The sequence below is a fragment of the Microbacterium sp. KR10-403 genome (genome assembly GCF_040196215.1).
Classification (GTDB): domain Bacteria; phylum Actinomycetota; class Actinomycetes; order Actinomycetales; family Microbacteriaceae; genus Microbacterium.
Genome location: NZ_JBEGDC010000002.1, coordinates 310,381 through 336,252 on the forward strand (window position 1 = coordinate 310,381; position 25,872 = coordinate 336,252).

Below are 25,872 nucleotides of genomic sequence, written 5' to 3' on the forward strand. Positions count from 1 at the left end.
TCACCCTTTCGGAGACGGACTCGGGGATGCCGGGTGCAGCGCGTCCTGCACCATCTGATGCACGGCGGCGATGTCGGGCGTGTATTGGTTGACGTCGTTCGCGGGCGTGAGCTCGAGCGTCGTGACCTTGTGCTCCTTCGCCTTGACCGCGAGATCGGCGAACCCCGGCAGCATCCCGGACGGGATGTCTGTCTTGACCAGGTGCTCGCCGGCCTTCATGATCTCCTCGAAACGGCTGAGCACGGTCGCCGGGGTGAACTGCTTGAGGATCGCCTCCTGCAGCTGCCGCTGGCGCTTCATGCGGTCCCAGTCGCTCGTGGTCTTGCGGGACCGCGCGTACCACTCGGCGGTCTTGCCGTCCATGACCTGGGTGCCCTTCTCGATCCAGCCGGTGGCCCACTCATTGACCGACTGCCCCTCGTACTTCGGGCCCCCGCCCTTGGGCAGCCGCTCGGTCACGGTGATCTTGACGCCGCCGAGCGCGTCGACGAGGGCCGCGAAGCCGTTCATGTCGATGAACGCGTAATACGGGATCTCGATGCCCAGCAGGCCCTCCGCAGCATCCTTCGTCGCCTCCACACCGGGAGTCGACCCGTTCTTCTCCGCGTCGGGGTAGATGGCGCTGCCGTCACGGCAGACCTCGAGCTCGGTGTTGAGCTGGTTGATCGCGCCGGTCCAGCCGCACGTCGGGTCGGCATGTCCCTCGTGCAGGTCGGGATAGAACTTGCGCATCGGGCTGTCTTCAGAGAACGGGAAGCCCTCGAGGTCGCGAGGGATGCCGGTGATGATGACCCGGCCGGTCTCGGCGTTCACCGACACCACCGAGATCGAGTCGAACCGCATGGAGTCGCGGTGCGCCGAGCTGTCGGCGCCCAGCAGCAGGATGTTGTAGTAGCCGTCGGAGGGCTGCGCCATCGGCGCGGACGCCTCGAAGATGCTGGCCAGTCCCCCGTGCAGACTGCCGACCTTGCTCGCGCCGGCGGCCGTGGTGAAGCCCGAGACCACCAGCAGCGCGACCGACAACAGCGCGATGCCGAACCGCGCCTTCGGCCCGGTCTTGACCAGGCGCACGAGGCGCAGGGTGTCGATGGTGAGGATGATCCACAGCACGAGGTACGCGATCAGCAGCACCTCGATCAGCAGCAGGGCCGGCGCCTTGATCGTGAACAGGCCGAAGAACGACACGTCGCCGAGCAGCACGGTGAGCAGCGCCGTGCGCCACAACAGCGCGCTGACGATCATGACGATGACGAAGGCCCACATCGTGATCGTCGCGCCCAGGCCGATCTTGCCCAGCCGCCGGTTACCGGCCAGCGCCTGCGCAGAGCCGGGGATGAGGAAGTTCAGCACGACGAGCCACCATCCGCGGCGCGTCATCATCGCCTCGGATCGGGTGTCGGGATGCCGCAGCGGCCGCTCCTCGACGAGGTGTGAACCCTGCGCGATCGCCGTCACAACGACTCCTTCAACCGCCGGTTCTTCTGCTCGACCTGGCCTTCCAGGTCACGGGCGTACGCCTCGACGCGGTCGGCGACCGCGGGGTCGGACGCCCCGAGGATCCGTGCCGCGAGCAGACCCGCGTTCTTCGCGCCGCCGATCGACACCGTCGCGACGGGGATGCCGGCGGGCATCTGCACGATGCTCAGCAACGAGTCGAGTCCGTCGAGCGTTGCCAGCGGTACCGGGACCCCGATGACCGGAAGCGCCGTGACCGACGCGAGCATGCCGGGCAGGTGTGCCGCGCCGCCCGCGCCCGCGATGATGACCTTCAGGCCCCTCGCCCGCGCCTCGCGCCCGTAGGTCAAGAGCTTGTCGGGCGTGCGGTGCGCGGAGACGACCTCGACTTCATGCGCGATGCCGAAGTCGGTGAGGGCCTGGGAGGCGTCGCTCATCACGCGCCAGTCCGAGTCGGAGCCCATGACGACTCCAACCAGGGGCGATGAGGACGAGTGCAGCGGCTGAGTCACCCGTCAAGGCTAGGGCGAGTGGCTGGAAGATCCCCGCAACGGCACGGGATCAACCGCGCTTTGGGGGTTCCTCCCCAGGGGCCGATTTCGTGCGGTTTGCGGAATCTGTCCACAGAATCGGAGAAATGTCGATGCCTGTTGACGCGCACCCCGTAGCGTCGATAGCGGAGAGACCGATTTCGTCGCACACTGGAAGGGTGATCACATTGTCGCTCGACACGCTGGTGTCGCTCGGCAGCCTCGTGGCCGTCGGGCTGGCCCTCTATGCCGCGCTGCGCGGGTTTCGCACCGAATTCCGCACGGAGTTGCGCGCGGAGGTCGGCGCAGTGCGCACGGAGGTCGGCGAACTCCGCACCGAGGTCGGCGAGCTCCGCACCGAGGTCGGCGAACTCCGCACCGGCATGGCACGGACCAACGCGCGCATCGACGGGCTGGCTGCGCGGGTAGACGAGACGAACACGCGCATCGACGGGCTCACATCCCGCGTCGACGGACTCACAAGCCGCATCGACGCTCTGCGCACCGAACTCAAGACCGACATCGCCGAGACGCGCGCAGACCTCAAGACCGACATCGGCCGGCTCGAAGAACGGACCTTCCTCCTGGCCACGGGTCTGCGGCCGAGACTGACACCGTCGACGCCGCCCGAGTAGCCGCCGTCAGTCGGCGAAGAACGCCGCCGCGGCGCGGGCGTCGTACGCGACGTCGTCGAGGTCGTCGCCCACGGCGTTCACGTGCCCGACCTTGCGGCCGGGACGCGGGTCTTTGCCGTAGGTGTGGATCTTGATGTCGGGGTGCTCTGCCATGACCTCGGCGAACCGCGCGTCGATGGTGCCCTCGGCCGGGCCGCCCAGGATGTTCACCATGACCGCCCACGCCTGGCGCGGCGACGGGTCGCCCAGCGGCAGGTCGAGCACCGCGCGCAGGTGCTGCTCGAACTGGCCGGTCACGGCGCCGTCCTGCGACCAGTGCCCGGAATTGTGCGGGCGCATCGCGAGCTCGTTGACCAGCACACGGTCATCGGTCGTCTCGAACATCTCGACCGCCAGCATCCCGGTCACCTCCAGGCCCTCGGCGATGCCGACGCCGACCTGGCCGGCCACTTCGGCCAGCCGCGCGCTGATGTGCGGCGCCGGAGCGATGACCTCGGCGCACACGCCGTCGCGCTGCACGGTCTCGACCACGGGGTAGGCCATGACCTGCCCGGACGGACGGCGGGCGACCTGCTGCGACAGCTCGCGGCGGAAGTCGACGAGCTCTTCGGCGAGCAGTGCCCCGCCGTGCGCGTCTTCGGCGAGGGCGGCGAACCAGTTCTCGGCCTCGGTCGCGGCCGACACGACGCGTACGCCCTTGCCGTCATACCCGCCGCGCGGGGTCTTCACGACCGCGCGGCCTCCGTGGTCGTCGAGGAACGCCTGCAGCTGCGCGACGTCGGACACGGCCGCCCAGTCGGGCTGCGGCATCCCGAGCTCGTCGAGCCGAGCGCGCATGGCGAGTTTGTCCTGCGCGTACTGCAGCGCGTCAGGACCCGGGTGCACCGCGACGCCCGCGTCGACGAGCGCCCGCAGCACGGGCTGCGGCACGTGCTCGTGGTCGAATGTGAGCACGTCGACGCCGCGCGCGAAGTCGAGCACGGTCTGCGCGTCGTGGTAGTCGCCGACGGCGGTCGCGGCGAGCTTCGCAGCCATGCCCTCCTGCTCGGCGAGCACGCTCAGCTCGATGCCGATCTCGACCGCCGGGGCGATCATCATCCGGGCCAGCTGGCCGCCGCCCACCACTCCGACTCGCAGGGTCATCCGCGTCCTTCCGTCGTGCACCATTCTGCCGCACACGGCGGTGCGGGTCAGCCGGGCAGCTGGCCGTCGCGGTGCGCGAGGATCTGGCTCACCTCGACCTGATCGACGAGCACCTCGTGCACCAGGCGCGACCGCGGGATGTTGCGCAGCAGCAGCGGCGCCTCGACGCCGTTGGAGAGGATGAGCGTGCCCGTCCCCCACAGACGCTGCAGGATGCCGCGGCGCAGGGTGATCGTGTACCCACGGGCATGCGCAAGCTCGCGGCGATGGGTGACGATCACGCCGCGGCGTTCGATGAGCCGCTCGGTGGTCAGCAGGTAGACGTGGCTGCGCCACACCGCGAACGGCAGCACGACCAGCAGGAGGACGACGACGGCAGCCGCCGCGAGGAGCATCCAGTTCTCGAACGGCGCCGGCAGATTGTCATAGAAGTAGCCGGTCGCACCCGCGACGGCGATCAGCACGAGCGCCGACCACAGCAACCGGTGCGCGTGCGGCCGGATCCGCGCGATACGCAGCTCGGGCGTCGGTGTGCCCGGGGCCGGCGTCAGCGGCCGGCCGCCGATGCTCGTCGGCTGCGTCATGCTCTCTATTGTGACGGGCACCGCCGACATCGCGCGTATCCGCGCCGCCGCGTGACGTCCCGCGTCGCTCCTCGCCCGACCGTGAGAGTGCACCGGGTGGACGAGAGAGCGGTTGCTTCCCTATCTCTCGGCGACCCGCTGCACTCTCACCGATCGGTCGGCGCCGCCCGGACGCCGAGAGAACAACTGCGCGCCGAGAGAACGGGTATTACCCGCATCCTCGGTCGGCAGATGTTCTCTCGCGGTGAGAGGGCCGGCGGGCGGGAGCGGGCGGGCGAGAGGGCGCGCGGGCGGAGGGCGGGGGTCAGGGGCGGGATGCGGCATCCGGCCGCACGTGCACGACGTCGCCCGCCGACACCGCGATCTCCTCGGCGCCCGAGGCCACGACCAGGCGCCCCTCGTCGTCGAGCCGTTGCGCGCGCCCGAGCAGCACCTCGCCGCTCGGCATGGACACGCGCACGTCCGACCCGAGCGTGAGGCAGAGCGCCTCGACCTCGCCGCGCACGCCGGAGGCGCCGGCGGCGCCGCGGGCGAGCGCGGACAGCTGCTCGTCGAGCGCGACGAGGTAGTCGGCGATGAGCCGGTCCTCATCCACCTCGCGCCCGAGGGCCGCGAACGAGGTCGCCGTGGGCACGGGCAGATCCTCGGCGCGCATCCGCGTGTTGATCCCCGAGCCGATCACGACGGCATCCGGCTCACCGGCGACCACCTCGGCGAGGATGCCGCAGATCTTGCCGCCGTCCACGAGCACGTCATTGGGCCACTTCAGCCCGACGGAGTGCCCGAATCCGCGCAGCTGCGCGCCCACCGCGCGGGTCATCGCGGCGCCGGCCACGAGCGGCACCCACCCGCGCCGCTCGGCCGGGATGCGCGGGACGCGCACAAGCACCGACACCGCCAGCGCCGTGCCCGCGGGGGCCGACCAGCTGCGGTCGAGCCGCCCGCGCCCCGAGCGCTGATCGGCGGTCAGCAGCACCGACAGGTGCGGCCAGCCCACCGGATCCGCCGCGGCGGCGGCCACGGCATCCGCATTCGTCGAACCGGTGGATGCCACGACCCGCAGCCGCGGGGTCACACTGGCGATGCGCGGGTAGTCGTCGGTCTGCATGCTCCGACCCTACGACGGCGTGCGGGATTCCCGCCCGCGCACATCTGTCGCTGTTGCGCACTGCGCGGCCGAAACGTGCGCAGCAGCGACAGATCCTCGCCGCGCGCCGCCCGCACAGCCCCGACAGCACGCCGCCGCGCCGGCCCGCGGCATCCATCGCTCACTCCGCACTGGTGCGAATCGACAGGGGATGCCACGACCCGTTGTGCAGTGTCTCTCACTGTTCGGACGCGGCCGTCGTTAGGGTGGAATGCGTGACGGAACCGGACCTGACCACGACCGCCGGAAAAATCGCCGACATGCGCGCCCGCTTCCAGGAAGCGGTCACCGATGCCGAGGCGAAGGCGCAGACCAAGCAGCACGCCAAAGGCAAGAACACGGCGCGTGAGCGCATCGAGATGCTGGTCGACACCGGCTCGTTCACCGAGATCGACGAGTACGTGCGGCACCGCACGAACACGTTCGGCATGGACAAGGCGCGCCCCTACGGCGACTCGGTCGTCACCGGCGTCGGCACGATCCACGGCCGCACGGTCGCGGTGTACGCGCAGGACTTCTCGACCTTCGGCGGGTCACTGGGCGAGGTGTCGGGCGAGAAGATCATCAAGGTCATGGAGCTGGCGCTGCGCAACGGCATCCCGATCATCGGGATCCTCGATTCGGGCGGCGCCCGCATCCAGGAGGGCGTCGTGGCGCTCGGCAAGTATGGCGAGATCTTCCGGCTGAACACGGCCGCGTCGGGGGTCATCCCGCAGATCTCGATCATCATGGGCCCGGCCGCCGGCGGTGCCGTGTACGGTCCCGCCCTCACCGACTTCGTCATCATGGTCGACAAGACCAGCCAGATGTTCGTGACCGGCCCCGACGTCATCAAGACCGTCACCGGCGAAGACGTCGGCATGGAAGAGCTCGGCGGCGCCTTCACGCACAACACCCGCTCGGGCGTCGCGCACTACCTCGCCGATGACGAGGACGACGCGATCGACTACGCACGGACGATGCTGGGCTTCCTGCCCGACAACAACCTCGCCGAGCTGCCGGTGTACGAGAGCGGCTTCGAGTGGGAGACCACCGACGCCGACCGGTTCCTCAACACGATCATCCCCGACTCCCCCAACCAGCCGTACGACATGCACCAGGTGATCGCGCACGTCGTCGACGACGGCGAGTTCCTCGAGGTGCAGCCGCTGTTCGCCCCGAACATCACGATCGGCTTCGGCCGCGTCGAGGGCCGCTCGGTGGGCATCATCGCCAACCAGCCCAACCAGATGGCGGGCACGCTGAACATCGACGCGGGTGAGAAGGCGAGCCGCTTCGTGCGGTTCTGCGATGCGTTCTCGATCCCGATCGTCACGCTCGTCGACGTGCCGGGATACCTGCCCGGCACCGACCAGGAGTGGACCGGCGTCATCCGCCGCGGCGCGAAGCTGCTGTACGCGTACGCCGAGGCCACCGTGCCGCTGGTCACCGTCATCCTGCGCAAGGCGTACGGCGGAGCGTACATCGTCATGGGCTCGAAGCAGCTCGGCGCCGACGTGAACGTCGCCTGGCCGACCGCCGAGATCGCCGTCATGGGCGGGCAGGGCGCCGTGAACATCCTCTACCGCGGCGAGCTCAAGCGCGCCGAGGAGGCGGGTGAGGATGTCGCAGCCGTGCGCACCCGCCTGGCCAACGAGTACACCTACTCAGTGACCTCGCCGTTCCTGGCCGCCGAGCGCGGCGAGCTCGACAGCATCATCGAGCCCGCCCAGACCCGCGTCTTCATCGCCAAATCGCTCCGCGCGCTGCGGGGCAAGCGCGTGACGCCGGCCGCGAAGAAGCACGGTAACATCCCGCTATGACCTCGGGGGACGTCACAAGCGCACCGCCGCAGATCGACGTGGTGCGGGGAAATCCCACCGACGTGGAACTCGCGGCGCTCATCGCCGTGGTCAGCGAGGCATACGCACGCGAAGAGGAATCGGCCACCGCGTCGGAGTGCGGCTCGCGCAGCGCCTGGGAGATCTCGTCGCGCAGCCTGCGCAAGCCGCTGCGCCGCGAGCTCGGCTGGCGCAGCTTCACGGGCTGAGAGACGCGACTTCGCCGCAGATGCGGCGGTCTTGTCCCCCAAAATACCTACAGACGGGGACCTTGCTTCCCTCGCATACTGGATGTGCTGGAACGCTTCTGCGTTCGGCTGACCTGCTCATCCAGGGTAGATGAGCACAGGTTCGGCCACCGTGGACGGTTTTCGGGTAACTGTCCACACACAGGAGAGGGGCGGGCGGCTTCGCCGCCCCTCTCCTTTCTCTTTGCCCGCGCGCGGCTCAGCCGCGCGCGGGGCGCGCGATCTCGCGCCAGAGGTCCACACTGTCTTCATCGGGGAGCGTCCCCGCCGCGGAGCGCCCCACGACGGTGACCGCGATCTCGGGGTGCGTCGATGACCGGATGTACAGGCGCTGCGACACGGCGTCGTGCACCGCGGCGGCCAGTTCCGCACGGATGCGCTGCAGCTCGGCGTCGCTGAGGCCCTCCAGCCCGCCCTCGTCGAGCACCGACACCGTCGCGCCGCGCCGGCGTGCGGCATCCAACTCCGCCCGCACTCCGTCGTCGAGCAGCCGCGCGCCGCGCAGCTCGTCGCGCAGCTGTCCCTCGGCGATGCGCGCCTCGGTGCGCTCGCGCTCGTCGAGGAGTCCCACCTGCTCGATCGCGCGCGACAGGATCGGGCCGGCCACCGCGAGCGCCCGCTGCACCTGGATGCGCCGCTCGCGCTGCCTGCCCTGCTGCGCCGCGCGCCAGGCCGACGCCGCCCGCTGCAGCTCGGACAGTCGTGCGGCGTCGAGGGCCGCACGGTCCATCGACATCAGCAGCAGCTGTGCGGCCAGAACCCACATCGACGATCCGATGAGGCCGAGCGTCAGCGCGGGCAGCAACCCGAGCCACGCGATCGTCGACACCGCGAGGATGACGATGCCCGCCCACGCGACCCACGGGCGGCGGCGCACCATCGTCACCATCATCAGGAGTCCGATCGCACCCACGTACCAGGTGCCGAACGAGGTGGCCCGCGATTCGAGCGCCAGTGCGGCGGCCGCCGTGTTCGGAATGACCGCCGACGCGAGAAGCACCACGATGCACACCCAGGCGGGCATCCGCGTCGGGCCGCGACGCCCCGCGGTGAGCATGCCGTCGCTCTCCCCGTCGTGAGCGGCCACCGGCCGTCCCTCGACGTAGAGCGAGAGGATGACGACCACCAGATACACCCCGGTCACGGCCACCGCGAGCATCGGGTGGTCGACGACGCCGCCCGCCCACACCAGGCTGCGTGCGGCGAGGTAGACGGCGAACGCCGTGGCGAGTGCGGTGAGGATGCCGCGGACCGTCATCTTCATGCGGTGTCCGCCCACTCCATCATGACTCGGGTGCCGCCCGGGCCCGACGCCACGCGCGCCCGGCCCCCGACCGCCGCCACGCGCGCGTGGATCGACGCGCGGATGCCCAGCCGATCGGCCGGAACGGCGGCAGGATCGAACCCGGCACCCGAGTCGGACACACGCACGGTCACCCGCACCGGATTGCGGTCGCAGTGCACCGATACGCGCAGGCCCGCTCCGTCGGCGTGCTGCACCGCGTTGGTGATCGCCTGCGTCGCCGCGAGCGCGAGGGCGCGGGCCACGACACCGGGCAGCCGCACCCCGTCGAGCTGCGAGCGGTCGACGTGCAGAGCCGCCCCCGTCTCGGCGGCGGAGACCTCGATCTCGTGTGCGATGGTCTCGGCGTCGACGGGGGCCTCCGACCCCATTCCGGCGTCGGACTCGGCGTTGGCCAGGCGGGTCAGCGCTTCGCGGGCCATCCCGACCGCCAGCGTGCGCTCGCGGTCGGTGTGGGCGCGCTCCACGGCGATGAGCGCGGCCAGCACGCTGTCGTGCATGAGCGCTCCGACGGCCACGCGCTCCTGCTCGGTGGCCTCCGCCGCGGCGGCGGCCGCGTACGACGACACCGCCTTCGCACGGGCGTTGTCGACGTTCGTGGCGACCGAGCGCAGCATCCATCCCAGCGCCACCAGGATGCCGCCGAGGATCAGCGCGAACGACACGTCGAGCGCGACCGGGACCGCGTACCGGGCGTCGAAGCCGGCCTGGATCAGGCGCACCACGCCCCACAGCACCGGGATCACCACGGTGCACACGATCTGCCAGGTCAGCGGGAAGGCCAGCACCGAGGCGACCGTGGCGACGTTGAGCAGGAAGAAGATCCACGGCTCGACCTCGGGCTCGCTGGGCACTCCGGCGGCCGCCACCGGCCAGATCACGAGCGCCCCCGTGTAGATGACGACGAAGACCGCGGCCAGCGCCCGCTGGAACCGCCCGACCACGCACGCCAGCAGCATCAGCCCGAGCGGGAGGAAGACGATGAGCTCCATCGCCGGGTGCCACTCGGGACGCTCCGCGGTCGTGTTCAGCGAGGTGATGAGGCCCTGCACGCCGAGCACGGCGCAGCCGACGGCGATGACCAGGGAGAGGATGCGCTCGACGCGGGTGCGGGTGAACGCCCCGACGCGCGCGACACTCTCCGGCGAGCGCGGAACGCGTCGCCACGCCGCATCGATCGCGGCCCTGTCGCTGTCAGCTGTCACCGGCGTCTTCGATGGGGGTCAGGATGCCGTCCTCGACGGCTCGGCGCAGCAGATCGACCTTGGTCGGAGCCGGCCGCCCCACGTCGACGTACTTGACGCGCACCCGGGTGATGTTCTCTTTGGCGGTCGAGTAGGCGATGCCCAGCCGGTCGGCGACGATCTTCAGCGGCAGCCCCGTCGCATACAGGCGCAGCACCTCGCGCTCGCGCGCCGACAGCTGCGCGTCGGCGAAGGCCCGGTCGCCGTCGACGGCGCTGGCCCACTCGACGTTGTTCAGCGGCTCGCCGCTGGCGACCGCCTGCACCGCCACGATGACCTCGTCGATCGGCGACGACTTGCTCACGATCCCGGCGGCGCCGGCGGCGAGCGCCTCACGCACGGCGGCGGGCCGCTCGGCGACGCTGTGGATGATCACGCTCGACCCGTCGCTCACGAGCGCGTGCACGTTCTCGGTGACGGTGGTGCCGTCGCCGAGCGTCAGATCGAGCACGACCACGTCTGCGGGGGCGGCGCCGGTCCGGGTGCGCCACTCAAGGTAGCCGGTCACCGAGCTGCCGGAGAAGACGACATCCATGTCGCCGGCCCGCGCGCACGCGGCCTCCAGGCCCAGGCGGACCGACTCATGGTCGTCGATGAGGGCCACTCGCGTCATGCCATCAGGGTAGCGCGACGCGTGGGGCCCGCCGGCTCAGACGCGGGTCAGCAGCGCGACGGCCTCGACGTGGTGCGAGTTCGGGAAGAGGTCGACCGCGGTCACCGAGGCCGCGGCGTACCCGCCCTCGGCGAAGGTCTTCAGGTCGCGGGCGAGCGCGACCGGGTCGCAGGCGACGTAGACGATGGATGCCGGAGCCAGCGCCATCAGCTCGCGCACGACGTCGCCGCCGGCTCCCGACCGGGGCGGATCGAGCACCACGACGCCGTCGCGCAGTCGCGCCAGGTCGCGTTCCCCCGCCTGCTCGCGGAACTGCGGCAGCCAGCGGTCGACGCGTCCGGTCTCGGCGCGCGCGCCGACCCACTCGGCGAGGTTCTCGCCGGCGTGCTCGGTGGCATGTGCATCGGACTCGACGCTGACGATGCGCGTCGCGCCGGCCTCGCCGAGGGTCGCCGCGAACAGACCGACGCCGCCGTACAGATCGAGGTGCAGGGCCTCGGGGTCGAGCGCCGGAAGCGTCTGGCGCACGAGGTCGGACAGAGCCGCCGCGGCGCTCCGGTGCACCTGCCAGAAGCCGCCGGCGTCGAGCCGGAACTCGCGGGTGCCGACGCGCTCGACGATCGTCTCGCGGGCGGGATTGCGGCGCTTCGCCGGGGCTGGGCGGTGCGCGCGGCGCTTGTCGCGGGGGCCGCCGTTCGCGCGGTCGTCGCGCTTCTCGTGCTTGGGGCGTGCCAGCACGCGCACACGGCCGTCGGCGGGCTCGACGAGGTCGATGCGCCCGGGAGCCTCGGGTGCCACGTCGTCGGCGGCGTGCGCGATCGCCGCGGTGGCCAGCGGCAGGTCGTCGACCTCGATCACGCGGTGGCTGCGCGCCGCATACGGACCGACGCGTCCCTCATCGTCGACGTGCAGGCTGACCCGGGTGCGCCAGCGGGTGCCGTCGTCGCCGTCGATCGTCACCATGCGCACGGGCAGGTCGACGCCGCCCATGCGGTGCAGGGCGTCCTGCAGCACCTCGAGCTTGAGCGCGCGCTGGTGGTCGAGGGCGATGTGTCCGAAGTCGGCGCCGCCGGGGCGGCGCTCGGGATCGACGTCGACGTCGGCCTGACGCCACACGTGCGGGCGACGGTGTGGCGAGGCATCCAGAACCTCGACGGTCTCACCGCGCCAGAACGACTTCTCGCCGGTCTGCGTGAGGCGCACCCGCACCCGCTCGCCCGGGATCGCGTCGGGCACGAACACGACGCGCCCCTCGTGCCGCCCGACGAACACACCGCCATGGGCCGCGGAGGTGATGTCGAGCTCGATGTGATCGCCGGGTTGCATGCTCCGATCGTTTCACACGGGGATGTGGGGATGCCGCGGGCCGTGGCATCCACCCATCACGGCTACCGTGGGGGCATGCGCGTGTGCCTGGCCTCGACCTCTCCCGCCCGCCTCATGCTGATGAGGCAGTCGGGCATCGATCCCGAAACCCTCGCCCCCGAGGTCGACGAAGAGGCGGTGGTCGCCGCGGTCGAGGCGGCGGAGAACCGCGCGCTCGAGCCCGCGGAGTACGTGCTGCTGCTCGCCCGCCGGAAGGCCGCCGACGTCGCCGCGCGCCTCGCCGCGGACGACCCGTCGTTCGACGGCCTGGTGATCGGGGGCGACTCGATGTTCGTGCTCGACGGGCAGATCCTCGGCAAGCCGTACACGCCCGAGGTGGCCACGGCACGCTGGCAGCAGATGCGCGGGCGCACGGGCATCCTGCACTCGGGGCACAGCGTCTACCGGCTGCGGCCCGGTGCCGCCCCGGCCGAAGCCCACGCGTCGGCCGAGGCATCCGTCACCTTCGCGGCCGACGTGACCGACGACGAGATCGCCGCGTACGTCGCGACCGGCGAGCCGCTCCTGGTCGCGGGCGCTTTCACGATCGACAGCCTGGGCGGGCCGTTCATCGACCGCGTGGACGGCGACCCGTCCACGGTCGTCGGGATGTCGCTGTCGACGCTGCGCCGGCTCGTGCGCGAGCTCGGGGTGCGGTGGACGGATACGTGGACGTCCTCGTAGATCGTCCGACATAATTCCACCGTTATCTTGTGTGGTGCACTCAAAAGAGCGGGGAGTGCGCTCGGTAGGCTGAAGTCCATGCCTGAAATCGCCAAGGTGCTCATCGCGAACCGCGGCGAGATCGCCGTACGCATCATCCGAGCCGCACGCGACAGCGGAAAGTCCTCCGTCGCCGTGTACGCCGACCAGGATCGCGACGCCCTGCACGCCAAGCTCGCCGACGAGGCCTACGCCCTCGAAGGAGCCACGAGCGCCGAGACGTATCTGTCGATCGACAAGATCCTCTCCGTCGCGCGCCGTTCGGGCGCCGACGCCGTGCACCCGGGATACGGCTTCCTCGCCGAGAACGCCGACTTCGCGCGCGCCGTCATCGGCGCGGGCCTGGTCTGGATCGGCCCCTCGCCCGACGCCATCGAGGCGCTGGGCGACAAGGTCACCGCGCGCCACGTCGCCGAGAAGGTCGGTGCGCCGCTGGCGCCCGGCACGCAGGGCACCGTCTCGGGTGCCGACGAGGTCGTCGCGTTCGCGCGCGAGTTCGGCCTGCCGATCGCGATCAAGGCCGCCTACGGCGGCGGCGGGCGCGGCCTGAAGGTCGCCCGCGAGCTCGACGAGGTCGCCGAGCTGTTCGAGTCGGCCACCCGCGAGGCGGTCACCGCGTTCGGGCGCGGCGAGTGCTTCGTGGAGAAGTTCCTCGACAAGCCGCGTCACGTCGAGACGCAGTGCCTGGCGGATGCCGAAGGCAACGTCGTCGTCGTCTCCACGCGCGACTGCTCGCTGCAGCGCCGCAACCAGAAGCTCGTCGAAGAGGCCCCGGCCCCGTTCCTCACCGACGCGCAGCGCGACGTGCTCTACACGTCGTCGAAGGCCATCCTGCGCGAGGTCGGCTACGTCGGCGCGGGCACCTGCGAGTTCCTCATCGGCGCCGACGGCACGGTCTCGTTCCTCGAGGTGAACACGCGCCTGCAGGTGGAGCATCCCGTCTCCGAAGAGGTCACCGGGCTCGACCTGGTACGCGAGCAGTTCCGCATCGCCGAGGGCGGCACGCTCGACTACGACGACCCCGAACCGGTCGGCCACTCGTTCGAGTTCCGCATCAACGGCGAGGACCCGGGCCGCGGATTCCTCCCCCAGCCGGGCCCCATCAGGGTCTTCAAGACGTTCGGCGGCCCCGGCGTGCGCCTCGACTCGGGCGTGACCGCGGGCGACGTCGTCGGCGGCGCGTTCGACTCGCTGCTCGCGAAGATCGTCGTCACCGGACGCGACCGCGCCGAGGCCCTCGAGCGCGCTCGCCGCGCGCTCGACGAGTTCGAGGTCGGCGGCCTGCCCACCGTGCTGCCGTTCGACCGCAAGGTCGTGCGCGACCCCGCCTTCACCGCCGAGGACGGCGTCTTCGCCGTGCACACGCGCTGGATCGAGACCGAGTTCGTCAACGACATCGACCCGTGGGACGGCGAGATCGGCGACCCCGAGCCCGTCGAGACGCGCCACACCGTGGTCGTCGAGGTCGGCGGCAAGCGCCTGGAGGTGAGCCTGCCCGACCGCATCGCGGCAGCCCCCATCGCGGCCGGTCGGCCCGCCGTGGCCCCGCCCTCGCGCCGCTCGCACGCCACGGTCGCCAGCGCGGGCGCGGCCGGCGACGCCGTGAAGTCGCCGATGCAGGCCACCGTGGTCAAGGTCGCCGTCGAAGAGGGCCAGCAGGTCGTCAAGGGCGACCTCGTGCTCGTGCTCGAGGCCATGAAGATGGAGCAGCCCATCCAGGCCCACAAGGACGGCGTGATCACCGCGATCAACGCCACCCCCGGCACCACGGTCTCGGCCGGTCATCAGCTGCTGACGATCGCGTAGCGCCACGCGGATCTCGAGGCCGCGGCATCCCCTCCTCTCTTGAGAGGTGGATGCCGCGGCCTCGTCGTCTGCGGAGGGCCGACCGCAGATAGAGTGTGCGCATGACCTGCACCGTCGCACGTTCTCTCGTCGTCGCCGTGGCCGTCGGCGCGTGTATGTCGATCGCGGCATGCGCACCGACTCCGAGCTTCGAGGACGACGTCGCGGCCGCCCGCGCGACACATCCGGTGGCCCAGGCGCCGAGCGCCGCGCCCAGCGTGGCGACCCCCGCACCCGATCCCTCGGGCGACGCGTGGGTCGACTACTTCGACATCGACGACGGCGGGATCGTCGGGGGCGCACGCTCGTCGAACGCAGGATCGTTCGGCCCGCCCGGCCAGACCTACACCGTGTCGAACGCTGACCTGACCGTCCTCGCGGGACACCACACCGTCGAGATCTCGTGCGCCGGCGCGCCGGTTGTCACCGTCACGCTGGCGCCGGTCAGCGACGTCGACGACACGGCCATGGCCTCCGAGCCCGCGTCCACGACCGACATCGACTGCCCGGTCAGCGCCCTGCTGGAGGTCACGCTCGCGAACCCGGGGCTCTTCGTGACGCTCGACAGCCACGGCGAACCGGGCGGATTCCTCGTGCGGATCGACCCGGGCAGCGTGCTCCAAGCCCCCTGACGATCGCGCGGCAGGTCCCGTCCACGGCGCCGGGTGACTCCACACGCCTCGGTTCAGCAGTCGACTTCTGCGCCCCTTCGCCGCGCGAGGGCGCAGATACCGACTGTTGAATGGCAGGAAGAGGGATGCCGCGGCGGCTCAGCCCTGGGCGGACCGCCGCCCCTCCTCGTGCGCGGCGGCGACGAGCCGGCGCACCTGTGCGGCGCGGCGCCGGCGGTTCATCAGCAGCGCCGACACGATGAGCGCGGCACCGACCGCCACGAGCAGCTGCGGCCACGGCACCGCCCACGCCCGGAAGGAAACGGTCACGGGCTCGGCGCCCGGTGCGTCCGGCCCGGTCGGCGTGGCCTGCAGCGTGACCTCGCCGCCGACCGACACGAGCGGCCACACGTCATCGAGCTCGCGAACCACCGTGCGCTCGTCGCCCGGATAGAGCACCGTCGGGGTCGCGGCATCCTCCGTCACGACATGACCGGGCCCGGTGACGACGTCACCGAGAGAGACCGCGACGTCGCCGGTGTTGGCCACGTGCATCCGCACGGTGAGCGATCCCGGGCGCAACGGGTTCCAGGAGTAGTCGTATGCCGTCGTCACCCTCGTCGCCGCGACCGCAGCCGTGACCACGCCGTTCACCCGGGTCATCACCCGGAAGCCGACGCGGCTGACGACACCGACCCGCTCGCCGTCGGCGCCCGTGCGGGTGGAGACGACCGAGGCGGCGATGCCCGCGGGATGGTCGCCGGCGAGCGCGTCGTCGGGCACGGTGACGGTGAACGGGACGACCGCCGACGCGCCGGCGGCGAGGGTGATCGCATCGCGCACGTGGATCCAGGTGCCGGCGTCCGTCGACGGCTGCGATGCGGGAAGCATGTTGAACCGCCCGGTGCCGGTGAGATATCCGTCGGCGGCACTCAGCGCGAAGGTGGCCGTGGTCTTGCCGAGGTTCGAGATCTCGAAATGCTCGGTGACGCGCGTCCCGGGGTCGAGGGCGAGCTCGACCCACGCGCGGCCGTCCGCACCGTGCGCGTCGGCCGGGCGCACCGACCAGGTGACGGTCGTGTCGCCGTCGTCGGCCGCGAGCGCGGCCGACGGGATGAGCAGGGCACCGCTCATCCCGCCGGCCAGTATGAGGAGCACGGCGATCACGCGCGCCCGCAGGTTCCGGGCGTGCCGTCGTGCGCTGCGCATCGTGATCACCGCGCCGCAGCTCACTCGAACAGCGAGAGCGTGATCGTGGACGAGTAGTCGCCCGGCGCCACGTCGGCGGGCGTCTGCAGGGTCAGGCCGGCCGAGGCCGTCCAGCTGCCCTCCGACGCAACCTCGTCGGACGCAGCGGTCGACACGAGCAGCTCCTGGTCGACCAGGCCCGCTCCCCCGTCGAGGACCGTGTCCGCCGGGTCGCCCTCGGCGACCAGGCCCGTCTCGCCGCCGTCGACGAGCACCGGCGACCAGCCGAGGTGGTCGGCACTGATGGCATCCTGCCCGTCGGTGCCGACGAAGTCGGTGGCGGTGCCCAGCACGTACCACGATGCCCCGTCGGGGATCTGCTCGGCGGTCCGGGTGTCGGTGACGGTGACCGCCGGCAGCGTGCCGGTGAACTGTCGCACGAGCGCGGTGGAGCCGTCTTCGGCGAGCGTGGCCGAGGTGCCGGCGACACTCAGGGCGAGCACCCCCGGCGTCTCGACCTGCGGGATGGCGACGTTGACGGTGACGTCGCCGCCGTCCTGCTGGTCGTCGGCGATGGCCGCCGTCGCGACGGAGCCGAGCACGAACACGCCGGCCGCCAGTGCGCAGGCGCGCACGAGATTCTTCTTCATTTCGTTCTCCTGGTTCTGGAAAGAGGGGATGCCGGTGGGGCGGCGACTCGGCCGCCCCACCGCTGCGGTCAGCCGCAGGTGCGGGCGTCGACCGACAGTTCCTTCTGCGCGGTGACGGTGGTGCCGTCGATGTCGGCCGAGGCCGACACGGTCACGGCGCCTGCCGGGATGTCGACGAGCCGGCTGGAGAACGCGTGGTACGCGCTCTTGCCGCTCTTCACGTTCTCCACGGCCTTCGTCCCGTACGCGGTGTCGAAGGTGTAATCGACGACCGCGTCGTTCCCGTTGTCGGCGCGGACCTCGACGTACGCCTTCCCGCCCTTGCAGACGGTCGATGCCGTCGCGTCGATCGCGAGCGTCGCTCCCGTCTGCGCGGGCGTGATGGCACTGGCGGGCAGCGACACGGTCAGCGCACGGCGGTCGGCCGGGGCGGTGACGGTGTCGGCGGCCTGCGTGAAGACGACGTCGTACGCGTCGGCGCCGCCGATCACCTGGTCGCCGTCGACCCACGTCCACCCGTCGGGCAGCGCCACCGTCGAGAGCGCATCGCCCTCGTCGCCGTGCAGGCCGTCGGCCGGCAGCACCGTCAGCAGCACCGTCTTGCGTGCGGCCCGGGCGTCGGGAGTGACGGCCCCGCTGTACGTCGCGCCGTCCTTCAGCGCGCTGTAGTGCAGCGAGTACACGCCCGGCGCGAGCGCGGTCAGCGCATCGGTGTCGGTCGCGTCGTCCACGACGAGGGTGACCTCGTTGCGTCCGCCCTCGACGCCCCCGTTCACGAACATCGGCTCGTTGTCGATGCTGTAGTCGACGTGGTAGCCGTCGTCGGTCGTCACGCCGTCGACGAGGTCGGCCGCCTGCCCGGCGACCATGACGCGGTTGCCCGCGCCGTCGATCGTCGGCTGGTCGGCATAGTAGGCGTCGGCCGCCTCGGTCTGGGCCGCGCTGCGGTAGTAGCGCACCCAGTCGACCGTCATATTCGTGCCGTCCTCGCCCAGGTGGTCGCTCGCGTCGCCCGCCCAGTTGCCGCCCGTCGCCAGATTCAGCTGCAGGTACTGCGGCCGGTTCAGTGAGTCGGCAGCAGCCTGGAAGCGCGCCACCTCGCTGGAGACGAACGCCTGGTTGCCGGCGGCCGTCGTCGCGTCGGTCGGGAAGTACATGATGTTGTACACGACCCCGTCGACGTACCAGGCGAGGTAGTCGGGCGTCCAGTCGATCCCGTACACGTGGTACCCGTCGGCCAGCTTGTCGGCCGTCGTCAGGTTGCCGCCCAGCGCGGTCGGCGCGTACGAGCCGTCGCCGTCCGCATCGCCGCCGGTGTAGTAGAAGTGCGGCGTGCCGTAGGCGACGGAGTTCGAGGTGCCGCTCTTGGCCGTCTCGCCCTCTGCCGCCCGCTGCTCGGTGGGGGCGCCGATCATCTCCATGATGTCGGTCTCACCCGTCGAGGGCCATCCGTACCCCTGCTCCGTGTTGACCCGGCCGTCCAGGGGGAAATCGGCTCCCAGCATCCAGAACGCGGGGAACGCGCCCTTGCCCTGGGGCGCCTTGATCCGCGCCTCGACGCGTCCGTAGAGGAACTCCTCACGCCCCTCGGTGCGCACCGAACCCGAGTTGTACTTCACGGTGCGGGCGTTGGTGCCCCAGCGCGCCGTGTTCTTGTACTGGTCGGCCGCCGGACGATCGGTCGCCGTCAGGTGCAGTGCACCGTCGGACACGTTCACGTTCTCAGCGTCAGACGAGTAGTGCTCCTGCTCGTTGCCGCGCACGTTCCCGAGCTCGTAGCCCCACGAGTTCTGGTCGAGGGCCGAGCCGTCGAACTCGTCGCTCCACACCAGGTCGTAGGACTCCTGCTCGTAGACCGTCAGGTTGTCCATGGCGATCGTCGTGTTCGTCACGTTCTTCTCGGCGTCCTGCGCGGCCCATTTGATGACGCCCACGAGGGTGTTCCAGTTCACCGCGGTGAACGTGAACGTCTTGCGCGTCCATGTGGTCGCATCGGTCAGCTCGGCGGTGGTCAGCTGCGTGGTCGCGGCCTGGTTCTGCGTCCCGTCCGGCTTCTGGCCCTTCGCCGTCAGGAAGACGCTCGAGGGGGTGTGGGCGCCGTCGGCGTCGACCTTCACGTCCGCGGAGACCACGTAGGTCTTGCCGGGCTGGGTGGGCACGGACTGCCAGATGTGGTTGTCGATCGCTCCGGTGTCGATGAGCGCGTAGGTGTTCTCCGTGCCGTCCGACAGGGTCTCGGTCGCCAGGTGCGACGTCTTGCTGGCCCCGAAGAACTCCCAGTCACGCGCCGAGGAGACGAAGTCGTTCGTCTCGAAGCTGCAGTTGGTCACCATGTTCAGGGTCACCGGCGCGTCGGCGGCCGGGTCGCTCTGGTCATCGAGGCAGCTGCGCACGCCGTGGTCGCCGTTCTCACCGGGAACCGTCGAGCCCTTCGTCACGTTGACGTCGAGACTGCCGCGCAGCGAGTAGTCGCCCGCGGTGATCTTGACGTCGGCCGGGATCGCCGAGGTGGTCACGCGCTGCGTGGCCGGGGCGGTGATCTCCAGCGAGACCTTCGCCTGCTCACCGGGAGCGAGCGCGGGCGTGTGCGCGGTGCTCACCGTCCAGCCGTCGGCGACGGTCGCCGTGACGTCGCCCGCCGGAAGCGACCGATCATCGTCGTTGCGGATGGTCACCTCGGCCGTCGCCGTCACGCCCGAGGTCACATCGAGCGTCACCGGCGAGATGTTCGCGCAGAACGGGTTGAGCCAGTCCTCGGTGAACGAGGCGTACCGAAGCTCACCGTTCTCGCCCTCGTAGAAGAGGCCGTAGGTGCCGTCGTCGAGGGCGACCAGGTCGGAGTACGACATGCCGCCGGACGCGAACACGCGCTCGACCGGCCACGTCTTGCCGTCGTCGCACGAATAGCGCACGGTGCCGTTCGTGCGGCTGGTCGTGAAGGCCGCGTTGCTGAACAGCAGCTCCTTGGCCTCGCGGCTGTCGGGGTCGGCGTCGGCGTTCTTGCGGATGATCGAGGCGTTGTTCACCGGGTCGACGAGCGTCGAGTCCACCGTCAGCTCGCTCCAGCTCTCGCCGCCGTCGGTTGAGGTGGCGACATAGCGCGCCTTCGTGCCCGAGTGGATGCGCGAGTTGAGCATGAGCGTGCCGTCGGAGAGCTCGACGACCTTGTTCTCGTCCATGTTCGTGCCCACGGTGCCGCCGCGCTTCCAGGTGGCGCCGTGGTCGTCGGAGTAGAGCGAGAACGCCTTCTGCGTCGCGTCGGAGAAGGCACCGGCGAACTGCAGCACCAGGCGCCCCGCGTACTTCCCGTGCACGATCTGGATGCCGTGACCCGAGCTGGCGAACGCGGCGCGCAGGTCGTCCGTCTTGAACGAGCTCGTGATGAGGCGGTGCTCCCAGGTCTCGCCGTCGTCGGTGGAGACCGACACCTCGGCGCTCAGGACGTTGCGGTCGCTGTCGTCGTCACCGTAGCCGCCGGCCACGAAGCCCGCGTCCTTCGAGTAGACGTGGAAGTTGAAGAGCGTGCCCGTCTGCTTGTCGTACACGTAGGCCGGATCGGAGTAACCCGACTTCGCGTCGTCGGACACCGTGGGGTCATCGACGTGGCCCGCGTGGATGTACGTCTCGGGACCCCACGTCTTGCCGCCGTCGGTGGAACGACGCTGCACGATCGAGTTCGGTCCGGGCGCGTCCTCCCCGGTCGGCCGGCCGTCGTAGGAGACGAGGATGTCACCGTCGTTCAGCTGCACGACGGCGGGGATCCGATAGTTGTAGAACGCTCCCAGCTCCTGGCCCCAGGGGGCCGTCTGGTTGCTCGTGCCGCCCACGCCGACGGCGAGGACCTGCTCGGTGTAGTCGGTTTCGGCGGCGCGTGCGGCGGTCGCGGATAAGGGTGCGATGAACGCGCACGCGACCGCTCCCGCGGTCACGACCCTCAGAATGCGAGACGTCATAGGCTCTCTCTTTCCGGTGCGGTCCGCGGCGACGACGCCGCGGACATTGGGACATCTGATGAACGACATCTGATGTTGTCGGGCACGATACCGGGAGGGAGCAGACGGGCGCAATGGGGTTTGTAAAGATTCCTTCGTATTTCTCCGCACGAGGTCCGCGGAGGCCCGTGGATGCCACGGTCACGGCCTCGCGGCGATCATGAGAGTCTCCTCACGGTGAGGGTCTCGGCCTCTGCCGACGCCCGGTGCAGGCCGCGGCGTCCACTCTCCTGACGCAGGTGGATGCCGGCACCGCAGTGGCCGCTTCAGCAAGCTGCGTCCCTCGGTTCAGCAGTCGATTTCTGCGGCTCTTCGTCGGACGAGGTTGCAGATACCGACTGCTGAACAGAAGGGAGGAGGGGATGCCGCGGTGCCGCGTCACTGCGACCCGTCGGACGTGACGATCACCGGGTGATGTTGCGGCCGCGGCCGCGGCATCCCGTCCCGAACGACCGAGCCGCGGGTCAGGACTCGTCGGGAGAGTTGGTGACGTGCATGGCGTTGGCGACGTCGGTGATCATGCCCGACAGCGACGGGTACACCGCGAACACGCGCGAGAGCTGGTCGACCGACAGGCGCCGCTCGACCGCGATGGCGATCGGATAGATCATCTCCGAGGCGCGCGGGCCGACGATGACGCCGCCGATCACGGTGCCGCTGCCGGTGCGCGCGATGATCTTGACGAAGCCGTCCTTGATGCCCATCATCTTCGCGCGCGGGTTGCCCGACAGCGGCAGCTTGTGCACGATGCCGTTGATCAGCCCTGCCTCGATGTCGGCCTCCTGCCAGCCCACCGTCGCGATCTCGGGGGCGGTGAAGATGTTCGAGGCGATGCGCCGGCGCTCCAGCGGGATCACGACGTCGCCGAGCGCATGGAACACGGCCGTGCGGCCCTGCATGGAGGCGACCGAGGCCAGCGGAACGAAGGTCGTGCAGTCGCCGGCCGCGTAGATGTTGGGCACCGAGGTGCGCGCCACCCGGTTGACCTGAATGTGGCCGGAGTCGGTCATCTGGACACCGGCGTCTTCGAGGCCGATCCCCCGCGTGTTCGGGATCGACCCGACCGCCATCAGGCAGTGACTGCCGGTGACCACACGGCCGTCGGTGAGCGTGACCTCGACGCCGTCGCCGGTGTTGACGACCTTCTCGGCACGCGACTTCGACAGGAGATGCATCCCGCCTCTCTTGAACACCTTCTCGAGGACCGCTGCGGCGTCCTTGTCTTCGCCGGGCAGCACCTGGTCGCGGCTCGAGACCAGCGACACCTCCGCACCGAGGTTCATGTAGGCACCGGCGAACTCCGCACCGGTGACGCCCGAGCCGACCACGATGAGATGCTCGGGAAGTCGCTTCATGTCGTACAGTTGCGTCCAGGTGAGCACGCGCTCGCCGTCGGGCTGGGCGCTCGGCAGCTCGCGGGGGGCGGCGCCCACCGAGACGACGATCGTGTCCGCCTCGACCCGGTCGAAGTCGGTGCCCCCGGGCGCCGTCGAGATGATGATGGCGTTGCGTCCCTCGAGGCGCCCGTGCCCGGAGATGATGCGCACACCCGCCTCGACGAGCGCCGCGCGCATGTCGTCGGACTGCTGGCGCGCCAGCGAGAGGAGGCGATGGTTCACGGCGGCGAGGTTGATCGCGATCTCGGGCTTGAGGGGCTTGCCCTCCTTGCCTTTCGCGAACAGCTGCACCCCGAGATCGGAGGCCTGGGCGATCGAACTCGCCGCGTCGGCCGTGGCGATGAGGCTCTTGGACGGCACGACGTCAGTGATCACCGCGGACCCGCCGACGCCGGCGCGCTCGACGAGCGTCACCTCGGCGCCGAGCCGTGCTGCGGCCAGCGCCGCCTCGTACCCGCCGGGACCACCGCCGAGGACCGCGACGGACTGGGTGCGCTCGAAGCTCAAGACCATGACCTCCATTCTCTCAGTCATCGCGTCTGAGCCGAAACCGGGCGCGCGGGCGCGCGACCTCGCGGAAACCCATGCGACCTCGGCGAAACAGATGCGATCTCGGCAAGTGGGGGTGCCCGGCGCTACCGTGGGGGGATGATCGACAACCCGTTGGACGACCCCGCCGCCGATCCGTTCGAGATCGCCCGCATCGCGGCCGCCGACATCGCCCGGCTCACCGGCGTCGAGCGGCATGACATCGCCCTCACCCTCGGCAGCGGATGGGGCAAGGCGGCCGACCTCGTCGGCGAGACCACCGTCACCGTTCCCGCGACCGAGGTCACCGGCTTCAGCAAGCCGGCGCTCGAAGGGCACCCGGGCACCCTGCGCAGCATCCTGACCCCGTCCGGCAAGCGCGTGCTCGTCATCGGCGCGCGCACGCACTTCTACGAGGGGCACGGCGTGCGTCGGGTGGTGCACTCGGTGCGCACCGCCGCCGCCACGGGCGCGTCGATCATGGTGCTCACCAACGGCGCCGGCGGCGTCAACCGCAGCTACACGCCGGGCGCACCGGTGCTCATCAGCGACCACATCAACCTGACCGCGGCATCCCCCCTCGAAGGGGCCACGTTCGTGGACCTCACCGACCTCTACGCCCAGCGGCTGCGCGACCTCGCCCGCACCATCGACCCGAGCCTGGCCGAGGGCGTGTACTGCCAGTTCCGCGGGCCGCACTACGAGACCCCCGCCGAGGTGCGCATGGCCGGCATCATCGGCGGTGACATCGTCGGCATGTCCACGGCACTCGAGGCGATCGCTGCGCGTGAGGCCGGCATGGAGGTGCTCGGCTTCTCGCTCATCACCAACCTGGCCGCGGGCATCCAGGAGACACCGCTGAGCCATGAAGAGGTGCTGCAGGCCGGCCGCGACGCCGAGCCTGTGATCTCCGGGCTGCTGGCCCGGGTCGTGGAGGCGATCTGATGGACGACGAGGTTCTCCAGCGCGCGCAGGCGTGGCTGGCGCAGGATCCGGACGGGCAGACCCGCGCCGAGCTGCGCGATCTGATCGAGCAGGCGACGAGCGGCGACGCCGACGCGCAGGCCGATCTCGCCGACCGGTTCGACGGCCGGCTCGTGTTCGGCACGGCGGGGCTGCGCGGCCGGCTCGGTGCGGGCTCGAAGCGGATGAACCGGGTGCTCGTGGCGCAGGCGGCCGCCGGGCTCGCCGCGTACCTGAACGAGAAGGGCGGACCGGATGCCCCGCCCGCCGTCGTGATCGGATACGACGGCCGCCGCAACTCGCAGGTGTTCGCCACCGACTCGGCCGAGCTGTTCGCCGGCGCAGGTCTCCGCACGATCCTGCTGCCGCGGCTGCTGCCCACGCCCGTGCTGGCCTTCGCCGTGCGGCACCTCGGCGCCGACGCGGGGGTCATGGTCACGGCATCCCACAACCCTCCCGACGACAACGGGTACAAGGTGTATCTGGGCGGCGAGGACCAGGGATCGCAGATCGTCTCGCCCGCCGACGCCGAGATCGCGGCGCACATCCAGCGCGTCGCCGACGCGCAGACCGTCAGCGAGTTGCCGCGCTCGACCGGCTACGAGACGGCGCCCGAGAGCGTGCTCGACGACTACGTCGCCGCGACGGCGGCGGTCGGTCCCGCGCCGTCGGGCGCCGAGGGCCTGCGCTGGGTGTACACCGCGATGCACGGGGTGGGATGGGAGACCGCGTCGCGCGTCATCGAGGCCGCGGGATACCCGCAGCCGGTGACGGTGTCGGCGCAGATCGAGCCCGATGGCGCGTTCCCGACGGTGTCGTTCCCGAACCCCGAGGAGCCCGGGGCGATGGACCTCGCGTTCCAGGCCGCGCGCGACGCCGACGCCGAGCTCGTGATCGCGAACGACCCCGACGCGGACCGCCTGGCCGTCGGCATCCCCTCGCCCGACAGCGAGGGCGGATGGCGACGCCTCGGCGGCAACGAGGTCGGGCTGCTGCTGGGCTGGCGCGCCGCCCGCGCCGCGGCGGCGGTGGATGCCGCGGCCGGCGCCTCGCTCGCCTGCTCGGTGGTCTCGTCACCCGGCCTGAAGGCCGTCGCCGAGCACTACGGACTCGCCTTCCACGCGACGTTGACCGGGTTCAAGTGGATCTCGCGCTCTCCCGGGCTGCTGTACGGCTTCGAGGAGGCGCTCGGCTACCTCGTCGATCCCGAGGTCGTGCGCGACAAGGACGGCATCTCGGCGGCGGTCGCGATACTGCACCTCGCCGCCGAGGCGCGCGCCGAGGGGAACACGCTCGCCGAGCTGCTCGAGGAGTTCGACGAGACGTTCGGCGCGTTCGCGAGCGATCAGGTGTCGCTGCGCGTCGACGATCTGTCGGTGATCGGCCGGATCATGCAGGGGCTGCGTGCCGATCCGCCGTTCCGGCTGGGGACGGTCGAGGTCGACGGCGTCGACGACTTCGCCGAGGGCCTCGAAGGGCTGCCGCCGACCGACATGCTTCGGCTGCGGCTCGCCGGTGCCGGGCGCGTGCTCGTGCGGCCGTCGGGCACCGAGCCCAAGCTCAAGGCGTACCTGGATGTGCAGGGGGATGCCGCGGAGGATGCGGCATCCCGCCTCGCGGCGCTCCGCGACGCGGTCTCGGCGCTGCTCGACGCGCACGCGCGCTGACGCGTCTCACGCTCCGGGCCGTGCGCCCCGCGCCCCGCGCCGTGCGCCCCGCGCGCCGTGCGCCCCGCGCGCCGTGCGCCCCGCGCGCCGTGGGCTCCGCGCCCTCACGCCGTGTGCCCCGCGCGCTGCCCCTCCGCGAGGTCGCACGGTATTTCGCGAGGTCGCACCGAATCTCGCGAGGTCGCACCGAATCTCGCGAGAACACGTGCGATCTCGCGGAT

At 70.9% G+C, this 25,872-nt stretch carries 21 protein-coding genes; 8 read left to right on the forward strand and 13 right to left on the reverse strand.

Annotated features, from left to right (window positions below; translation table 11 throughout):
- Together ABMQ42_RS05125 and purE are read right to left on the reverse strand one after the other, a co-directional pair.
- Nucleotides 1–1,380, reverse strand: a complete 1,380-nt coding sequence (locus ABMQ42_RS05125) for an LCP family protein (RefSeq protein ID WP_349722082.1) — start codon at nt 1,378–1,380, stop codon at nt 1–3.
- 71 nt (nt 1,381–1,451) lie between these two features.
- Complete coding sequence (gene purE, locus ABMQ42_RS05130; protein WP_349721779.1) at nt 1,452–1,919, reverse strand: 5-(carboxyamino)imidazole ribonucleotide mutase; 468 nt, start codon at nt 1,917–1,919, stop codon at nt 1,452–1,454.
- A gap of 245 nt (nt 1,920–2,164) precedes the next feature.
- Between purE and ABMQ42_RS05135 the strand changes: the two genes are divergently transcribed.
- The gene (locus ABMQ42_RS05135) at nt 2,165–2,620 is read left to right on the forward strand and encodes a hypothetical protein (protein ID WP_349721780.1); all 456 of its coding nucleotides are present in this window, start codon (nt 2,165–2,167) and stop codon (nt 2,618–2,620) included.
- Nucleotides 2,621–2,626: 6 nt separating this feature from the next.
- Here ABMQ42_RS05135 and ABMQ42_RS05140 read toward each other — a convergent pair whose 3' ends face one another.
- The 3 genes from ABMQ42_RS05140 to ABMQ42_RS05150 form a co-directional block, all read right to left on the reverse strand.
- Nucleotides 2,627–3,763: a 5-(carboxyamino)imidazole ribonucleotide synthase gene (locus tag ABMQ42_RS05140; protein ID WP_349721781.1), complete on the reverse strand. Its 1,137-nt coding sequence runs from the start codon at nt 3,761–3,763 to the stop codon at nt 2,627–2,629.
- Between the two features lie 47 nt (nt 3,764–3,810).
- Nucleotides 3,811–4,347 (reverse strand): PH domain-containing protein, encoded by a 537-nt coding sequence (locus tag ABMQ42_RS05145; protein WP_349721782.1) that lies wholly within the window; start codon nt 4,345–4,347, stop codon nt 3,811–3,813.
- A 304-nt stretch (nt 4,348–4,651) separates the two neighbouring features.
- The gene (locus ABMQ42_RS05150) at nt 4,652–5,455 is read right to left on the reverse strand and encodes a biotin--[acetyl-CoA-carboxylase] ligase (protein WP_349721783.1); all 804 of its coding nucleotides are present in this window, start codon (nt 5,453–5,455) and stop codon (nt 4,652–4,654) included.
- A 299-nt stretch (nt 5,456–5,754) separates the two neighbouring features.
- Here ABMQ42_RS05150 and ABMQ42_RS05155 point away from each other — a divergent pair, with 299 nt between their 5' ends.
- Nucleotides 5,755–7,296: an acyl-CoA carboxylase subunit beta gene (locus tag ABMQ42_RS05155; protein WP_349722083.1), complete on the forward strand. Its 1,542-nt coding sequence runs from the start codon at nt 5,755–5,757 to the stop codon at nt 7,294–7,296.
- The gene (locus tag ABMQ42_RS05160; protein ID WP_349721784.1) at nt 7,293–7,523 is read left to right on the forward strand and encodes an acyl-CoA carboxylase subunit epsilon; all 231 of its coding nucleotides are present in this window, start codon (nt 7,293–7,295) and stop codon (nt 7,521–7,523) included. The genes ABMQ42_RS05155 and ABMQ42_RS05160 overlap by 4 nt, the downstream gene beginning before the upstream one ends.
- 238 nt (nt 7,524–7,761) lie before the next feature.
- On the opposite strand, the gene ABMQ42_RS05165 is transcribed toward ABMQ42_RS05160, so the two are convergent.
- The 4 genes from ABMQ42_RS05165 to ABMQ42_RS05180 are packed head-to-tail and all read right to left on the reverse strand — an operon-like array spanning nt 7,762 to nt 12,048.
- A complete protein-coding gene (locus tag ABMQ42_RS05165; protein WP_349721785.1) occupies nt 7,762–8,826 on the reverse strand; it encodes a hypothetical protein in 1,065 nt (354 codons plus the stop codon).
- Nucleotides 8,823–10,070, reverse strand: coding sequence for a sensor histidine kinase (locus ABMQ42_RS05170; protein WP_349721786.1), 1,248 nt, complete (start codon nt 10,068–10,070; stop codon nt 8,823–8,825). The genes ABMQ42_RS05165 and ABMQ42_RS05170 overlap by 4 nt, the downstream gene beginning before the upstream one ends.
- Nucleotides 10,060–10,722, reverse strand: a complete 663-nt coding sequence (locus tag ABMQ42_RS05175) for a response regulator (protein WP_349721787.1) — start codon at nt 10,720–10,722, stop codon at nt 10,060–10,062. The genes ABMQ42_RS05170 and ABMQ42_RS05175 overlap by 11 nt, the downstream gene beginning before the upstream one ends.
- Before the next feature lie 36 nt (nt 10,723–10,758).
- Entirely contained in the window at nt 10,759–12,048 is a 1,290-nt protein-coding gene (locus tag ABMQ42_RS05180; protein ID WP_349721788.1) for a class I SAM-dependent RNA methyltransferase, read from the reverse strand.
- A gap of 75 nt (nt 12,049–12,123) precedes the next feature.
- Between ABMQ42_RS05180 and ABMQ42_RS05185 the strand changes: the two genes are divergently transcribed.
- The 3 genes from ABMQ42_RS05185 to ABMQ42_RS05195 all read left to right on the forward strand — a co-directional run bounded on the left by ABMQ42_RS05185 (nt 12,124) and on the right by ABMQ42_RS05195 (nt 15,287).
- Nucleotides 12,124–12,771 (forward strand): Maf family protein, encoded by a 648-nt coding sequence (locus tag ABMQ42_RS05185; RefSeq protein ID WP_349722084.1) that lies wholly within the window; start codon nt 12,124–12,126, stop codon nt 12,769–12,771.
- A gap of 78 nt (nt 12,772–12,849) precedes the next feature.
- Entirely contained in the window at nt 12,850–14,616 is a 1,767-nt protein-coding gene (locus ABMQ42_RS05190) for an acetyl/propionyl/methylcrotonyl-CoA carboxylase subunit alpha (RefSeq protein WP_349721789.1), read from the forward strand.
- Nucleotides 14,617–14,717: 101 nt separating this feature from the next.
- Entirely contained in the window at nt 14,718–15,287 is a 570-nt protein-coding gene (locus tag ABMQ42_RS05195; RefSeq protein WP_349721790.1) for a hypothetical protein, read from the forward strand.
- A gap of 138 nt (nt 15,288–15,425) precedes the next feature.
- Here ABMQ42_RS05195 and ABMQ42_RS05200 read toward each other — a convergent pair whose 3' ends face one another.
- The 4 genes from ABMQ42_RS05200 to ABMQ42_RS05215 form a co-directional block, all read right to left on the reverse strand.
- Entirely contained in the window at nt 15,426–16,475 is a 1,050-nt protein-coding gene (locus ABMQ42_RS05200; protein ID WP_349721791.1) for a COG1361 family protein, read from the reverse strand.
- Between the two features lie 20 nt (nt 16,476–16,495).
- Entirely contained in the window at nt 16,496–17,104 is a 609-nt protein-coding gene (locus tag ABMQ42_RS05205; protein WP_349721792.1) for a hypothetical protein, read from the reverse strand.
- A gap of 68 nt (nt 17,105–17,172) precedes the next feature.
- On the reverse strand, nt 17,173–21,057 hold the full coding sequence (locus ABMQ42_RS05210; protein ID WP_349721793.1) for an exo-alpha-sialidase: 3,885 nt from the start codon (nt 21,055–21,057) through the stop codon (nt 17,173–17,175).
- A 503-nt stretch (nt 21,058–21,560) separates the two neighbouring features.
- Nucleotides 21,561–23,006, reverse strand: coding sequence for an NAD(P)H-quinone dehydrogenase (locus ABMQ42_RS05215; RefSeq protein WP_502884620.1), 1,446 nt, complete (start codon nt 23,004–23,006; stop codon nt 21,561–21,563).
- Between the two features lie 135 nt (nt 23,007–23,141).
- Here ABMQ42_RS05215 and ABMQ42_RS05220 point away from each other — a divergent pair, with 135 nt between their 5' ends.
- Together ABMQ42_RS05220 and ABMQ42_RS05225 are read left to right on the forward strand one after the other, a co-directional pair.
- A complete protein-coding gene (locus ABMQ42_RS05220; RefSeq protein ID WP_349721794.1) occupies nt 23,142–23,966 on the forward strand; it encodes a purine-nucleoside phosphorylase in 825 nt (274 codons plus the stop codon).
- Nucleotides 23,966–25,651 carry a phospho-sugar mutase gene (locus tag ABMQ42_RS05225; protein WP_349721795.1) on the forward strand — a complete coding sequence of 562 codons (1,686 nt, stop codon included), beginning with the start codon at nt 23,966–23,968 and terminating at the stop codon, nt 25,649–25,651. The genes ABMQ42_RS05220 and ABMQ42_RS05225 overlap by 1 nt, the downstream gene beginning before the upstream one ends.
- The last annotated feature ends 221 nt before the right edge of the window (nt 25,652–25,872 follow it).

Coding starts and splice junctions, on each gene's coding strand:
- ABMQ42_RS05125 (WP_349722082.1), bottom strand. CDS start 1,380: ATGATGACGCGCCGCGGATGGTGGCTCGTCGTGCTGAACTTCCTCATC.
- purE (WP_349721779.1), bottom strand. CDS start 1,919: ATGGGCTCCGACTCGGACTGGCGCGTGATGAGCGACGCCTCCCAGGCC.
- ABMQ42_RS05145 (WP_349721782.1), bottom strand. CDS start 4,347: ATGACGCAGCCGACGAGCATCGGCGGCCGGCCGCTGACGCCGGCCCCG.
- ABMQ42_RS05205 (WP_349721792.1), bottom strand. CDS start 17,104: ATGAAGAAGAATCTCGTGCGCGCCTGCGCACTGGCGGCCGGCGTGTTC.
- ABMQ42_RS05180 (WP_349721788.1), bottom strand. CDS start 12,048: ATGCAACCCGGCGATCACATCGAGCTCGACATCACCTCCGCGGCCCAT.
- ABMQ42_RS05215 (WP_502884620.1), bottom strand. CDS start 23,006: ATGGTCTTGAGCTTCGAGCGCACCCAGTCCGTCGCGGTCCTCGGCGGT.
- ABMQ42_RS05185 (WP_349722084.1), top strand. CDS start 12,124: ATGCGCGTGTGCCTGGCCTCGACCTCTCCCGCCCGCCTCATGCTGATG.
- ABMQ42_RS05195 (WP_349721790.1), top strand. CDS start 14,718: ATGACCTGCACCGTCGCACGTTCTCTCGTCGTCGCCGTGGCCGTCGGC.
- ABMQ42_RS05140 (WP_349721781.1), bottom strand. CDS start 3,763: ATGACCCTGCGAGTCGGAGTGGTGGGCGGCGGCCAGCTGGCCCGGATG.
- ABMQ42_RS05175 (WP_349721787.1), bottom strand. CDS start 10,722: ATGACGCGAGTGGCCCTCATCGACGACCATGAGTCGGTCCGCCTGGGC.
- ABMQ42_RS05150 (WP_349721783.1), bottom strand. CDS start 5,455: ATGCAGACCGACGACTACCCGCGCATCGCCAGTGTGACCCCGCGGCTG.
- ABMQ42_RS05190 (WP_349721789.1), top strand. CDS start 12,850: ATGCCTGAAATCGCCAAGGTGCTCATCGCGAACCGCGGCGAGATCGCC.
- ABMQ42_RS05165 (WP_349721785.1), bottom strand. CDS start 8,826: ATGAAGATGACGGTCCGCGGCATCCTCACCGCACTCGCCACGGCGTTC.
- ABMQ42_RS05155 (WP_349722083.1), top strand. CDS start 5,755: ATGCGCGCCCGCTTCCAGGAAGCGGTCACCGATGCCGAGGCGAAGGCG.
- ABMQ42_RS05160 (WP_349721784.1), top strand. CDS start 7,293: ATGACCTCGGGGGACGTCACAAGCGCACCGCCGCAGATCGACGTGGTG.
- ABMQ42_RS05200 (WP_349721791.1), bottom strand. CDS start 16,475: ATGCGCAGCGCACGACGGCACGCCCGGAACCTGCGGGCGCGCGTGATC.
- ABMQ42_RS05210 (WP_349721793.1), bottom strand. CDS start 21,057: ATGACGTCTCGCATTCTGAGGGTCGTGACCGCGGGAGCGGTCGCGTGC.
- ABMQ42_RS05225 (WP_349721795.1), top strand. CDS start 23,966: ATGGACGACGAGGTTCTCCAGCGCGCGCAGGCGTGGCTGGCGCAGGAT.
- ABMQ42_RS05220 (WP_349721794.1), top strand. CDS start 23,142: ATGATCGACAACCCGTTGGACGACCCCGCCGCCGATCCGTTCGAGATC.